The sequence below is a fragment of the Bacteroides sp. Phil13 genome, from assembly GCF_001940965.1.
In the GTDB taxonomy this organism is placed as follows: Bacteria; Bacteroidota; Bacteroidia; order Bacteroidales; family Bacteroidaceae; genus Bacteroides; species Bacteroides intestinalis.
This window is the reverse complement of the sequence record NZ_MSHA01000103.1, coordinates 173,050-188,249: the sequence shown is the minus strand read 5'-3', so window position 1 is coordinate 188,249 and position 15,200 is coordinate 173,050. Positions and strand designations below refer to the sequence as shown.

The 15,200-nt window shown below is 40.2% G+C and carries 6 protein-coding genes; all 6 read left to right on the top strand.

Translation table 11 applies throughout. The features are described from left to right. The first annotated feature begins 35 nt into the window (after window positions 1–35). The 6 genes from BWI44_RS20900 to BWI44_RS20875 all read left to right on the top strand — a co-directional run bounded on the left by BWI44_RS20900 (window position 36) and on the right by BWI44_RS20875 (window position 15,179). Window positions 36–4,094 carry a hybrid sensor histidine kinase/response regulator transcription factor gene (locus BWI44_RS20900; RefSeq protein ID WP_195209146.1) on the top strand — a complete coding sequence of 1,353 codons (4,059 nt, stop codon included), beginning with the start codon at window positions 36–38 and terminating at the stop codon, window positions 4,092–4,094. A 211-nt stretch (window positions 4,095–4,305) separates the two neighbouring features. After that, on the top strand, window positions 4,306–7,455 hold the full coding sequence (locus BWI44_RS20895; RefSeq protein WP_195209147.1) for a SusC/RagA family TonB-linked outer membrane protein: 3,150 nt from the start codon (window positions 4,306–4,308) through the stop codon (window positions 7,453–7,455). A 12-nt stretch (window positions 7,456–7,467) separates the two neighbouring features. Then, window positions 7,468–9,330 (top strand): RagB/SusD family nutrient uptake outer membrane protein, encoded by a 1,863-nt coding sequence (locus BWI44_RS20890; RefSeq protein ID WP_007663819.1) that lies wholly within the window; start codon window positions 7,468–7,470, stop codon window positions 9,328–9,330. A gap of 30 nt (window positions 9,331–9,360) precedes the next feature. After that, the gene (locus BWI44_RS20885; RefSeq protein ID WP_195209148.1) at window positions 9,361–12,138 is read left to right on the top strand and encodes a SusC/RagA family TonB-linked outer membrane protein; all 2,778 of its coding nucleotides are present in this window, start codon (window positions 9,361–9,363) and stop codon (window positions 12,136–12,138) included. 13 nt (window positions 12,139–12,151) lie between these two features. Continuing rightward, window positions 12,152–13,825, top strand: coding sequence for a RagB/SusD family nutrient uptake outer membrane protein (locus tag BWI44_RS20880; RefSeq protein ID WP_370808059.1), 1,674 nt, complete (start codon window positions 12,152–12,154; stop codon window positions 13,823–13,825). Between the two features lie 133 nt (window positions 13,826–13,958). Next, window positions 13,959–15,179: a glycoside hydrolase family 88 protein gene (locus BWI44_RS20875; protein WP_007663815.1), complete on the top strand. Its 1,221-nt coding sequence runs from the start codon at window positions 13,959–13,961 to the stop codon at window positions 15,177–15,179. Window positions 15,180–15,200: the final 21 nt, after the last annotated feature.

The window sequence follows — 15,200 nt, the reverse complement described above, 5'->3', positions numbered from 1 at the left end:
TCTATAGTTTTGCTTTTAAGAAATTAATAATTTATATGAAAAGAACCAAATACTATGTAACACCTGTCTTATTATTATTTTGCATTAACTTGTATGGACAGTATTTCAAGAAACTGGATATGAAAGATGGACTTTCAAATCTTTCGGTTCTGGCCATCTACCAGGATACTTTGGGGCGTATGTGGTTTGGGACAAATGAGGGGGTTAATATCTATGATGGCGAACGGCTCTCTACATATAAATCTTATGAAATCATAGATAATCAACTTCGGAAGAAGAAGTTCATTAATGGAGTAGTCGATCAAATCGTAGGTGACTTTTACGGGGATGTTTTTCTGAAGACGGATGGAGCGCTAATTAAATATGATATTAGAAAAGAACGTTTTAAAGAAATATATCCTACAGGCATAAGTTCCATTGCTGTTTTTGATAATGAAGTCTGGTGTGCTGCCGGTGATTCCTTGTTTAGATATAATGCTGAGGCTGACTCCCTGTCTTTTTATCAGAAGTTGAATACTCCAACAATTTGGTGTATGGCTAAAAGTGGGGATAAAACATGGATTGGAACAGCCAAAGGTTTATATGTATTGGAAGGAGAAACCGTAAAGTGCCTGTTACCGGGAATCGAGATTTTTAAATTATTTGTAAGTAGCAGAAATGAATTGTGGATTGCTTCCCGCATGAGAGGCTTATATAAGATAGGGCGTGATGGAATTCTGAAAAAAGAAATATCTGCTTCCGATCGTGTAGTAAGTGAACAGATACGTAGTTTTGTGGAGGATGACCAAAATAATGTTTGGTTCGGTACTTTTGATGGATTGCAAATGTATAGACCCAGTACGGATACTTATTGTGTATATCGTCCGAATTTTCATCCGGGTTCGTTATCACATGAATCTGTATTTTCTCTTTATAAGGACAGGCAAGGTACTATCTGGGTTGGCACCTATTATGGAGGTGTGAATTATTTCAATCTGAAAAAGGATTTATTTAAGTATTACGTCTATGCCGAGGCAAACAATAATTGTTTGAATTATCCGATTATAGGGCAAATAATAGAAGATAAGAGGCGTGACCTTTGGATATGTACGGATGGAGGAGGTGTAAATCGGTTCAACCGGAAAACGAATACTTTTACCTATTATACTACTGAGAGTGGTAAGAATTCAATTTTGCATGATAATGTGAAGACTATTACTTATGATGAAAGCCGTGACCAAATATATATAGGTACATATACGGGAGGACTTAGCCTCTATGATAGAGCAACTAATCTTTTTCATAATTATTTGGATGACTATAAACGTACCGGAAAAGGTCCTGACCATATTATTTATTATTCTCTATTTAAAGATGGCTGGTTGTATGTGACAGCCCGAAATGGCTTCTGGCGTATGCATCCGGATAAAGGGGAATTCCACTTAATCAGCAATAAAGATATTTTTCAGACATTTGAAATTGATTCCCGGGGATATGTTTGGCTGGCTGCCGATTTGGACCTGTATAAATTATCATTAAGTGATTGGGGTAAGATCGAATCTGTGCACTTTGACACATTAGAAAACCGTAAGGTACGGATTACTAAGATAATGGAAGCTAAGGATGGAACTGTTTACGTTTCGACCATAGGTAATGGAGTGTTTTCATATAACTATGATACAGGGAAGTGGGAACATTACACAGCTGAACAAAATAGTTTGCTAAGTAATTTCTGTTATAATCTGGCCGAATCTCCTCTAAATAATATACTGATAACTAATGATAAAGGAATCTCTATTTATTCACCTTTTAGCCATTCGATGTATTCGGTTGAGTTGGGAGCTATAAAAGGTATGATTTCTGCAGTTGCAGATGGAGGTGGAATTTGTGTAGCGGATGACGACATGGTTTATATCGGTGGGGTAGATGGTGTGATCTCGTTTCGTGAGAAAGATTTATATATAAATGATGAGAGTGACACTTCTGAACTTTATTTTGTGAGTCTTTTTGTCAATAATGTCAAGGTGTGTCCGGGAGATACCCAACATGTATTGGAGGAATCATTGCCATTTATACAGCATATCGATTTATCGTCTTGGCAGAATAATCTGATGGTGGACTTTTCCAGCTCCAACTATATCGAATTAGAAAAAAGTATCTGGTATCAGTATAAATTAGAAGGTTTTGATAAAGATTGGATATCAACAAACCAATTACGACTGATTTATACGAATCTTGCTCCGGGGAATTACGTATTAAAAGTACGTGAGGCAAAAAACAGATTGGGTGAGGATATGGGAGAGGAAATAGCACTTAACATTGTGATACATTATCCCTGGTATCGTAGTTTTTGGGCCTATCTGGTGTATTTTCTGATAGTAGCAGGAATTATATATGTTTTCCTAAGGGTACGAAATGCCCGTAAGGCACTGGCTCTTTCATTAGCCAAAGAAAAGGATGAAAAGGAACGAATAGAAGAAGTGAATAAAATGAAACTTCGTTTCTTTACTAATATATCCCATGAATTCCGTACTCCGTTAACTTTGATCGTTGGGCAGATAGAGATGTTGTTGCAATCAGAAAAGCTTTCACTTTCTGTTTATCGCAGATTACATAGTATTCATAAGAATGCAATGAATTTACGTTTTTTGATTACAGAACTATTGGATTTCAGAAAACAGGAGCAGGGATTCATGAAATTGAAGGTAGAGTGTGTTGATATAGTGCCATTTCTGGAAGATGTTTACCGTTCATTTTGGGAACTTGCCCGGAAAAGAAATATAGTATATACGTTTGAACATCCCAATGAGAAGATGGAAGTTTGGTTTGATCCTGTGCAGATGCAGAAAGCAGTGTTTAATCTGTTATCGAATGCTTTTAAATATACATCTGATGGGAAAAGTGTTAAGGTATCAGTCAGGAAGCAGCAGCAGATAATGGAAATAACTGTATCAGATACCGGATGTGGAATTCCCCAGGATGATTTATCCAGAATTTTTGAACGTTTTTATCAAGGGAATGAAAAGCAACAGAGGGGGATTGCTGGAAGTGGCATCGGGCTGGCTCTTACTAAAGGAATAATTGAGGCTCACAGAGGTGATATTACCGTAGAAAGTGTACTGGAAGAAGGAAGTAGCTTTAAAATACAACTGCTTCTGGGCAACAACCATTTTACTAAGGAAGAGTTGGAACATGAGAAAGTAACGGTACCTGCATTGGATTGGGAAGCTATTGTCTACGATGAGGTGGAACCATTACCGGAAGAAGAGTCTGAAGAGAGTGAGATGGATGCAGGGCAGGAGAAAGAAGAATCCGGAAAACCTCGTGTATTGTTGGTAGAAGATGATGAAGGAGTATTGGATATGTTGGAAGGTATTTTTTCATCAAGCTATATTGTAAATAAAGCGTCAAACGGACAAATGGGTTTTGAACTGGCTCAACAGTTGCAGCCGGATCTGGTAGTGAGTGACGTTATGATGCCGGTGATGTCTGGTAAGGAAATGTGCTATAAAATTAAGAATTCTCTGGAATTGGCCTATATCCCTGTTGTATTGCTTACAGCACAATCTTCAATAGATTATACGATAGAAGGATATATGTTTGGAGCAGATGATTATATCACAAAACCCTTTAATGTGAAATTACTCTTGGCACGTTGCAATAATCTGCTAAGAAACAGACGATTGCTGCTGAAGAAACTGAGTAGGACAGAAGCTATGATCCCCCAGGAGGCAGGTGGCTTTACGGCTGCAGATCAGAAACTGCTGGATACGGCATCAGAAGTAATAAAACGTAATTTTGACAATCCGGACTTTGATATGAATATGTTGGCTTCCGAATTGAATATGGGGCGGAGCAAAATGTTCCTTCGCCTGAAAGAAGTTATGGGGTTAACTCCGAATGAGTTTACAATGAAGCTGAAATTAGAAGAAGCTTTAAGATTGCTGCAGGAAGAACCACAATATAATATTTCAGAAATCTCGTATCGGCTGGGCTTTACTTCTCCACGTTATTTCAGCCGTTGTTTCAAGTCTTTTTATGGAGTTGCTCCTTTGTCTTATAGAAAAGATTCTCCCCGGGAGGATTCTCAGGCAGAAGAGGATATTCGGGAATAAAACTTCTCCGACAAAGAGTGTTGTTAGTTTTGTCCGAAATGGGGCACAAATTGTCTGCAAGACAATTTGTGCCCCTCTATATGACCCAATGGTCAGGTACTTGTCTTGTAGATTTCATTCATTTGCACTGTTTTAGTAAGTGTATATGCGATACTAAAATATTGACCATGGTTATTCCTTATTTAATAATGTTATGTAAAATCACTTTTTTATGAAAAACAAATTGTGGATTTTTATTTTTGCTTTCTTGGTCATATGTCCCGGCAAGAGCTTAGGAGACGAAAAACGTTCCGAAGCTGTGGCTGTAACACAACAAGACAAGGAAAGAGTAGTAACGGGAGAGGTCTTTGATGACCAAGGCCCGATTATTGGTGCTACTGTCAGGGTGAAAGGTACCCAGAATGGTAAGATTACGGATTTAGATGGTAAGTTTACCTTAAGTGTTCCGATTGGTGCTACCATTGTGGTGTCCTTTGTGGGGTACGAAGACAAGGAAATTGTCTATAAAGGTGAGAGCAAGTTGAAGATTTCAATGGCTGAAAGTGCTACGCTGTTAGAGGAAGTACAGGTTATTGCCTATGGTACTACGAAGAAAGTAACTGTTACCGGTGCTTTATCCTCAGTGAAATCAGATGAAATTATGAAATCTCCGGTAGGAAGTATTGCCAATGCATTGAGTGGTAAGGTTCCCGGATTATCCAGTGTACAGAGTAGCGGTCAGCCGGGAGCTGATGATGCAACGCTGTATGTGCGTGGTGTAGGTTCCTTGTCTACCGGTTTGTCTGCTCCATTATGTCTGGTTGATGGAGTGGAACGTTCGTTCACCCAATTAGACCCCAATGAAGTGGAAGATATTACCGTATTGAAAGATGCTTCTGCTACAGCTGTATTTGGTGTGCGTGGTGCCAATGGTGTTATCCTGGTGACAACGAAGCGCGGACAATCCGGTAAAGCTAAAATAACTTTCTCCACCAGTGCTGGTCTTCAGATGCCTACCAATATTCCGGAGTTTGCTAACAGTTACGACTATGCTATGACATATAATGCTGCCCAACTGCGTGATGGTGTTGCTGAAGACAAACTGATGTTTACAGATGCAATGCTGGAAGGTTTCCGTACACATAGTAACCCAATTCTTTATGCCGATACGGACTGGACGGATTTACTGATTAAAAATTCCGCACTGCAGACACAACATAATATGACAATTTCCGGTGGTTCCGACCGGGTACGTTATTTTGCTTCCTTAGGTGTATTTACCCAAAAGGGACTTTTTGAGACTTTCCATGAAAATGATCGTGGCTTTAGCTATAACCGCTATAACTATCGTATCAATATGGATATAGATGTGACGAAAACTACCTCTATGAAGATCAATCTGGGAGGGCGTCTTACTGACAAGACGGAGCCTAACTATAACAACGGTACTTATACTGATATCTCTTATTTGTATGACAACATTTACAGTGCTGTACCTTTTTCAGGAGCTGGAATTGTGGATGGTAAATGGATTTCCGTCAATAAATCGGTATTTGGCAATTTCGGTGTTATTAATGATGGACTGAATACATATTACGGTAAAGGGTACACCACTACAGGCGGAAATGTGATTAACTTCGACTTTTCTCTGGAACAGAAACTTGATGTTCTCACAAAAGGCTTAAAAGCACATATTAAAGGAGCTTATAATAGTGGTGTGACTGATAAACGACGCCGTGAAGGAAAAGCCGACCAATATGAGGCCTACCTTACAGAAAGTGGCGAGACTTTGATAAGAAAGATACAGGAAGCACAGACTATGGGTTGGACACAGGAGGCTGGACAGTCCCGTGACTGGTATCTTGAAGCAGCTTTGAATTTCCAAAGAGATTTTGGATTACATCATGTCTCTGCTCTGGCTATGTACAATCAAACAATGAAATATTATCCCAGCAAAAATACAGGTATTCCCCGTAGTTATGTAGGCTTTGTGGGACGTGCCACTTATGATTACAAAACTCGTTATCTATTAGACCTTAGTATTGGTTATAATGGTTCGGAGAACTTTGCAGAAGGGAAGCGTTTCGGTACATTCCCTGCCGGTTCAGTCGGTTGGATTATCTCTGAAGAGAAGTTTATGGAGCCACTGAAACCTTATGTCAGTTACTTGAAACTACGTGCATCTTATGGCATTGTAGGTAATGATATCGTTTCTGATGGATCACGTTTCCTTTATTTGCCCGATAGTTATATCATCAGTACAGCGGGAGGTAATAATACTACAGGTATTTATAGTTTCGGTTCTACTACCAATAATTTCCTTCCGGGTGCCAAAGAGTCAAAGGTTGGAAACCCTGATGTAACTTGGGAGACTGCTGCAAAACAGAATTATGGTGTTGATTTGCATTTCTTCGATAGCCATCTGAAAACTTCTTTCGATTACTTCATCGAGCATCGTAAAGACATTTTGATTTCCCGCCAGGTAAACCCTGGTTATCTGGCAATTTCTCTACCTATTGTAAATATGGGTAAAGTGGATAATAAAGGTTTTGAGGTAACTGCGCGTTGGGAAGATGCAATCAGGGATTTTAGTTATTACATCGGTACCAGTTGGTCCTATGCCAAGAATAAAGTCATTTTCAAAGATGAAATTCCCCAGCCTTATGAATGGATGTGTGAAACCGGACGCCCGGTTGGTCAACAATTCGGCTATGTAAATGACGGCTTTTTTACGGAAGAGGATGCTGCTAATTATGAATCTTTGAAAGGAAAAGAAAATGGCATTCCCGATCATGGTTCCGGTTTCTCACCCATAGCTGGAGATGTGAAGTATAAAGACCTGAACAAGGACGGTAAGATTGATGCAAATGATATATCGGCTATTGGTTATCCTACCTATCCACTTCTAAATGGCAATATGCAGTTGGGCTTTTCCTGGAAAGGCTTTGACCTGAGTATGACGTGGGCAGGTGCATTCCAGACTTCCCGTCTTGTAAGTCGTATCTATCGTACTCCATTTGGAGAAACGGGTACAAATTCACTTCTTCAATATATGATTGATGATGCTTGGACAGCTGAAAAAGGGAATAGTGCAAAAGCTCCTGCCATTTCTTTGAGTGGTAGTAAAACCAATAACTATAAAGACTCGGATTTATGGTTGCGTGATGCTTCATATATTCGTCTGAAGAACATTGAGGTAGGTTATTCTGTCCCCAAAGCTATGTTACAGAAATTCCGTATCAGTTCTTTGCGTCTGTCTCTCTCCGGATATAATCTGTTGACATTTAGTGATCTGGACTTCTGTGACCCTGAATCTAATCCGGATGGACGCGCCTATCCGTTGATTAAAGTCGTGAATTTTGGTTTAAAAATAGGATTTTAATAAACAGTTATTATGAAAAATATAAGAAAGCATTTTCACGTTATATTATTGGCCTTAGGTCTATTTGTGACAATGGCGTGTGAGGATTTGGCTTTCGGGGATAAATTCCTGCAGAAGCCGCCCAGTACGGATGTTACGATTGACACCGTATTTTCTACGGCAGAGTATGCCCGTCGCGTATTGTCGTATAGCTATCAATATTTGCCTTATGGTTTGGAAACCAGTGGCTATTATACTACCATGTGGTTGGGAACTATTGAAGGACTCACCGATTTGAATTGCGATAATGTAGGATACTCCGGTGTTCAACGTGTTTATTATTCAGGTAGTTATAATTCCTCTGTCGAGAATACTCCCAGAGCAACTTACATGACTACTAAGATTCGTTTTAATGAAAGCGAGACTCACATGTGGTCGGCAATTCGCCATGCATGGATACTTTATAATAATGTAGACCGTGTGCCTGATATGACCCAAACTGAGAAAGAGCGTCTGAAAGCAGAAGCCAAAATGCTTGTTGCTATCTATTATGCACACATGTTGCGTCATTATGGTGGACTCCCCATAGTAGATAGGGTGATTGCAGCTGATGACGAAATGCCTAAACGTGCAACCCTGCAGGAAACTGTTGATTTTATCATAGGACTTCTGAATGATGTCATAGCTTGTCAGGACTTTCCATGGAGAATTTCGGATGAAGATATGGCACAGTGGGATGGTCGTTTGACCAAAGCTGGTGCTTACGGATTGAAAGCGAGAGTCTTATTGTTTGTGGCAAGCCCGTTGCTAAACAGCGATCAGCCTTATGCTGCCGGAGAGGCTTCGGAACAGCACATGACCTGGTTTGGTAATTACGACCGCGAACGGTGGAAAAAAGCTGTAGATGCTTGTGAGGCTTTCTTTAATGCCCTCGGCCAGAATGGCTTTTATCGTTTGGTACAAAAAAATGATGTTTCACCTAGTGAATATCGTTATGCTTTCCGCAAAGCTTACTTTGACCGTGGAACTACCGAAACACTGATTTCTGTACATCGGAATATCTATTCGGCAAGTTTAAGTGCCGGACAACTGGTGTTGTGGAATGCCATCCGTTGGGGAGGCTATTGTCCCACTAAAGAATACTTCGATATGTTCCCGATGGCTGATGGCTCAGATTTTGACTGGAACAATCCTGAACATACTGCAAACCCATTCGTGAACCGCGACCCTCGTTTAAACGAAACCTTTATATTGGATGGCGATATTTATCAGGGAAGAACTGTTGAATTGACTCAGGAGTATCCCAGTGATAAAACTAATTATCCGAAAGGGAAAGACTGGGGACAAGGAGCCATGCATAGTTTAAGTCTGAAAACCGGATTGGCTTGTCGTAAATGGGGATTGGATCGTGGTAATGAACTTAGCGGACATGTTATCCAGTGGCCACATCTGCGTATTGCTGAACTTTATCTGAGTTATGCAGAAGCTTTGAATGAATATAATGGCGGCCCTAACAGCCAGGCATATCAATGCGTAAATGAAGTACGTGCACGTGTAGGCTTGGGTGGCTTGAAAACAGGAATGACGCAAGAACAATTCCGTGAAGCAGTTCTTCGTGAGCGTGCTTGTGAGTTTGGTTACGAAGAAGTACGTTTCTTCGACCTCATCCGTTGGAAAATGGAAGATAAGTTCAATACACCTTTACATGGGCTGAATGTATATAAGAATAAAGGGGATGGCACGTATATTTGCGAACCTTTCTCTCTGGCTGAAACAGATAGAAACCGTGCTTGGTGGAATGCCGGTGGATTCTCTTCTATCTGGTACTTTAGTGCCTTCCCGCAGGACGAGGTGAATAAGGGATACGGATTGATACAGAATCCGGGTTGGGAATAATGTTTCTGGAACTTAGAAATGAAAAATATTATGAATAAAAAGATCAATATATTTTTGACTGGCGTACTGTGTTCACTTGGCGTAATGGCTCAGGAAGACACACTGATAGTCCGTCAGAATGATGAGGTGGTAGAAATGGGACGTACTATTACCATGGATGCAAGAGAGATGACCGGTGCAGTTTCTGTTACAACGAATCTCTCACATAAGAACAGCATAAAACCATCTAACCAGTTATTCGGTACGCTTCCCGGACTACAGGTTTTGCAAAAAGCCGGTACGGTTTGGGAGAATGGCGCAACGCTGTATATACGTGGAAATAGCTCTTTGAATTCCAATAGTCCGTTGGTGCTGGTGGATGGTTTTGAACGTTCGATTGATGAATTGAGTTCTGAAGAAATAGAATCAGTCAGCGTTTTAAAGGATGCTGTGGCTACCAGTTTGTATGGCATAAGGGGTGCAAATGGTGTTATTCTTGTGAAAACAAAACGAGGATCGGTAGGTGCACCTAAGATCACTTTCTCTTATGAATTTAATATGGCTTCTCCTAAGCGTTTGCCTAAATTTGCTGACGGGTATACGTATGCCATGGCATTGAATGAGGCGATGGAGAATGATGGCTTGGCTCCCCGCTATTCGGGTACGGAACTGGATGCATTCAAGAATCAGACTTATCCGGGTGTTTATCCGAATGTAGATTGGTTGGATGAATCTTTGAGAGACATGAGTTACGGTGATAATGTGAATTTCACAGCACAAGGAGGAAGTCAGTTTGTACGTTACTATACGATGCTGAACTTCCTGGATAATAGAGGTCTATTGAAACCGACATCAGATAACGATGGTTATTCTACGCAGTTGAAATATTCAAGATTGAACGTCCGCACAAATCTGGATATCACGGTAAGTCCAACGACTACTGTACAGTTAAATTTATTGGGTAATTTCACGGAGCATAATCGTCCGGGCGAGAGCACAGATAAGATTTTCAATGCCTTATTCCAGGTACCTTCAGGTGCATTTCCTGTAAAGACAGACAGGGGTATATGGGGTGGTACAACTAATTATTCCAATAATCCGGTCGCCCTTATTTCCGGTAGAGGATATGCGCGTTCTCAAACGCGTGCCATGTATGCGGATGTGAACATGAAGCAGGATTTGTCTGCTATACTTCCCGGTTGGTCGGCAGGTTTTAAAGTAGGTATAGATAATACCGCTTCATATTGGGACAATAATACTAAAGAATTTGGCTATGAGTCCGCATCTGTTGATTTTGCAACCGGTGAGAATATCTATACAACCCTACGTAATGAAGGAACTTTGGGTTTCTCGAAGAGTGTAGGTTCGGTTGCCACTCATTTTAACCTGGAGTTTTATACCAATTATATCAAACAATGGAATAAACATAGTTTAAATGCAACTTTGCTGTACTCTATGGATAAGGCAAAAACAAAAAGTCAGAACTCCGGACGTGCATTTATGGATATAGTGGGTAGTGCACACTATACTTATAATAACCGTTATCTGGTTGATTTCTCATTATCGGGTTCTGCTTCCAGCATACTTGATCCGGATGATCGTTGGGGAATTTTTCCTGCGATAGGTGCAGGTTGGATTTTGTCTGAGGAGAATTTCATGAAGAGAGATTGGCTGAATCTTTTAAAGGTCAGGGCTTCTTATGGTATTTCCGGTCGTGCTGACTATGGTGTAAATCTGTTCCAGAATATTTATGGCAGTGGAAATTCTTACTATTTCCAGAATGCCACTAATGTGCCTTCTTCTTCATCCGGTATGAAGTTTACTCAGTTGGGAATTGATGGGTTGACTTATGAGAAATCCCATAAACTGAATGTCGGTATTGACTTCAGGGCTTGGAATAAGTTGACGATGACCTTAGATGCATTCTACGATCACCGTACAGATATTCTGGTGAGTAGTGGTGGTTCTGTTTCCCAGATATTCGGTATGTCTGTGCCTCAGATCAATAATGGTGTTGTCGACAATAAAGGTATTGAAGCTTCTTTGGCGTGGGATGATAATATCGGTAACTTTAAATATCATCTGGGTGGGCAGTTCACCTTTACCCGCAATAAAATTAAAAATCAGAATGAAGAATATCGCCCGTATGATTATCTCAAACGCACAGGAAGTTCTATGAACCAAATTTTCGGTTATGAAGTGATAGGGATCTATAAATCTCAGGATGAAATAGATAATCGCGGTGTGGAGCAATTGTTAGGTGATGTACGTCCGGGCGATCTGATGTTTAAGGATCAAAACGGTGACAATAAAATCGATGCCTATGACCAGGTACCTTTAGGTTATAATGCAACTTGTCCTGAAATCTATTATTCATTTGATTTAGGATTGGAGTACAAAGGTTTTGGAGTTTATGCACTGTTTCAGGGTGTAGGTAATTATAGTAAAGTATTGAATACGGCAAGTGTTTACCGTCCGATTGTCAACAACAATACAATCTCTACTTATTATTGGGAAAACCGTTGGAGTGAATCGAATCCTAACAGAACCTTGCCTCGCCTGACTTATTCCGGATCGGATAATAATTACAATACTAACTCTATGTGGGTGTCCGATGCTTCTTTTTTGAAGTTGAGAACTTTGGAGTTGTACTATAACTTCCCAACGAAGTTGTTGAAGAAGACTGGTTTCCTGGCTGGCGTGAAAGTTTTTGCTCGTGGACATGACTTATTCTGTCTGGATGGAATTGATCTTCGTGACCCGGAATCCATCGGTACAGAACATCCTACTATGACTCAATATGCATTCGGATTTAATCTATCTTTCTAAAAAAATGAATGTTATGAAACTAAAGAAATTATTTGCGATATTTATCTCTGTCAGTTTGTTGGCATCCTGTGATTTTATGGATTGCAATGAATCGGATTACTACTCTTTGAAAGAAATTCAGGGAAGCTATAATCGCGTTAAGCAATTTGTAACAGATGTTTATGGCTATCTGCCTTCGAATTTTTGTAATATCGATGGTGCCATGCTGGATGCTGCCACAGATGATGCGGTTCATATTTATGAATCATCTAATATAAAGCGTTTTGTGAATGGTACCTGGTCGCCTAATTATACGGTTGATGATCAATTTGCCAATTATTATAATGGTATCCATGATGCCAACTTCTATTTGGAAAACCTGACGGGGTTGAAATTTGAAACATGGGAAAATACCAACGATTATGATAACTGGATGATCACTTATCCTAACTTTGAATATGAAGTTCGCTTTCTGCGTGCCTATTTCTACTTTGAATTGGTCAGACGTTATCAAAATGTACCTCTGATAACTAAGGTTGTCACTCAGGCTGAAGCCAATGCGGCAGAACCTGCTTCGGCAGAACAGATCTTCGATTTTATTATTTCGGAATGCACGGAACTGTCTACACTTCTACCTGTAGATTATACCAAAATGCCTGGTAGCGAGTATGGACGTGCAACGCGAGGTGCGGCTTTGGCACTAAAGGCACGTGCCGCTTTGTACGCTGCCAGTCCGTTATTTAATTCCGGTAATAATAAAAGTAAGTGGGTGGCTGCTGCAGAAGCTGCTTATGAAATTATTGGTCAGAGTTCTGCATTAGGTTATAAGCTGGATGCCAGTTTTTCAAATCTGTTTGGTGCTACTAATACGGCAAGTAATGAAGTGATCTTGGTACGTCCTACAGGAACAAGTACCAGTTTTGAAGCAGCCAACTTTCCTATGGGTGTAACAGGTGGTAAAACAACTACCTGCCCGACGGAAAACCTGGCAAGTGCATTTGAAATGGCAACAGGTGAGGAGTTTGACTGGAATAATGAAGCTATGAGTCAGAATCCTTATACAGGCAGAGATCCCCGTTTCTATTTGACGATTGTGCATAATGGTATGACATGGCCGGCTAAGAATGCAGTGGAAATTCATGAAGGCGGTGCCAATGGTTTGCCTTTAACGAATGCTACTTCCACCGGTTATTATTTGCGTAAGTATGTAAATAACAGCATCAGTTTTGAAGCTGGTTCTTCCTCTGCTGCAACTCATCACAACTGGGTATTATTTCGCTATGCTGAAGTTCTGTTGAACTATGCAGAGGCCATGGTGAACGCTTATGGTGATATTAACTATACTACGGATAAATGTGGTATGACTGCCTTGGCAGCAGTGAATGCGGTTCGTGGCAGAACGGGTGTGAATATGCCGGCACTATCAGATATTCTATCTTCTGATGAGTTCCTGAAACGCGTGAAACATGAGCGTAGAGTAGAACTCGCCTTTGAAGGACATCGTTTTTGGGATCTCCGTCGTTGGAAAGAATTGGCTGAATCCAAAGATGTTTATGGAGTGAAAATAACAAAGAGCAATGATGAGGTAAGCTATAAGAAGTTTACGTTGGAGTCCAGAAAGATAAGTGATAAATTGTATTTCTATCCGATATCAAATACGGAGCTCTTTAAAAATAGTAATCTGAAACAGAATCCTGGCTGGGAATAATAAAGTTCATATAAGAAAGGTCATGTCGGTTCTGTAATACAGGTATTGGCCTTTCTTATATAAATTTTTATTTGATTGGATTTTATAGATTGATTAATATGCAATCATTAATTGAATATATAAAATATATAGAATGAAAGTATTTTACGTTTTGTGCATATCGGTATTAGTGTTGATAGCATGTAGTGGAGGAGAAGATACGAGCATTGTAGAACAAGGTTTTACCAGGGCGGAACAACAACTGTCCAATCAGTTGAAGGCTGTGCCTGAAGCTACCGAATATCCTCGTACGATAGGTAAAGACGGGAAACTGAAGGTAACTCGTAAAAATGACTGGACGGAAGGTTTTTATCCCGGTTGTCTGTGGTATGTATATGAATATACCAACAAAGAAGATTGGAAAAAGGCTGCAATAAAGTGGACGGAATCACTTGAACCCCTGAAGAAAATGACCAATCATCATGATATTGGTTTCTTGATGTATTGCAGTTTCGGGAATGCATATCGTTTAACCGGAAATGAGGCTTATAAAGATGTATTAGTCGAATCTGCCCGTTCGTTGTGTACTCGTTTCAATGAGAAAACAGGTTGTATTAAATCATGGAATTATCGGAAATCCTGGAATGGCAAGGATGAATGGTTTTATCCGGTCATTATCGACAATATGATGAATCTGGAATTGCTGTACTTTGCTACGAAAGTGACAGGAGATTCTGTTTACGCAAAAGTGGCTAATCGTCATGCTGAGACGACAGCTAAGAACCAGTTTCGTGAAGATTACAGCAATTATCACGTTGTGAATTATGATGCCGAAACCGGTGAAGTTTTAAATCAAGCCACTTGCCAGGGCTTTTCAGATAACTCGGCTTGGGCTCGTGGACAGGCATGGGCTATCTATGGCTATACAATGGCTTATCGTGAAACTCACCGGCAAGATTTTCTCGATATGGCAGTTCATACAGCCGATTTCTGGCTGAATCACCCGAACTTGCCGGAAGATGGCATTCCTTATTGGGATTTTAATGCAGGACAAGAAGACTATGTGCCTGATTGGAATTATGACCCGGAAATCTTTAAGGTAGTACCACGTGATGCTTCGGCTGCTGCTATTGTTGCTTCTGCCTTTTTAGAATTATCAGGTTATGTAACGGACGGTAAGAAGTATAGTGCCGCTGCGGCACATATCTTGAAGTCTCTTTCATCTCCTGCCTATCTGGCCGAACCTGGAACGAACTGCAATTTTATACTGATGCATAGCGTTGGAAGTATTCCACATGGTGAAGAAATAGATGTTCCCCTTATCTATGCAGATTATTACTATTTGGAAGCTTTGATGAGATACAAGAATATGTAAAAAAGATGATAAAAAGTTCTT

Coding starts and splice junctions, on each gene's coding strand:
- BWI44_RS20885 (WP_195209148.1), top strand. CDS start 9,361: ATGAATAAAAAGATCAATATATTTTTGACTGGCGTACTGTGTTCACTT.
- BWI44_RS20900 (WP_195209146.1), top strand. CDS start 36: ATGAAAAGAACCAAATACTATGTAACACCTGTCTTATTATTATTTTGC.
- BWI44_RS20895 (WP_195209147.1), top strand. CDS start 4,306: ATGAAAAACAAATTGTGGATTTTTATTTTTGCTTTCTTGGTCATATGT.
- BWI44_RS20880 (WP_370808059.1), top strand. CDS start 12,152: ATGAAACTAAAGAAATTATTTGCGATATTTATCTCTGTCAGTTTGTTG.
- BWI44_RS20875 (WP_007663815.1), top strand. CDS start 13,959: ATGAAAGTATTTTACGTTTTGTGCATATCGGTATTAGTGTTGATAGCA.
- BWI44_RS20890 (WP_007663819.1), top strand. CDS start 7,468: ATGAAAAATATAAGAAAGCATTTTCACGTTATATTATTGGCCTTAGGT.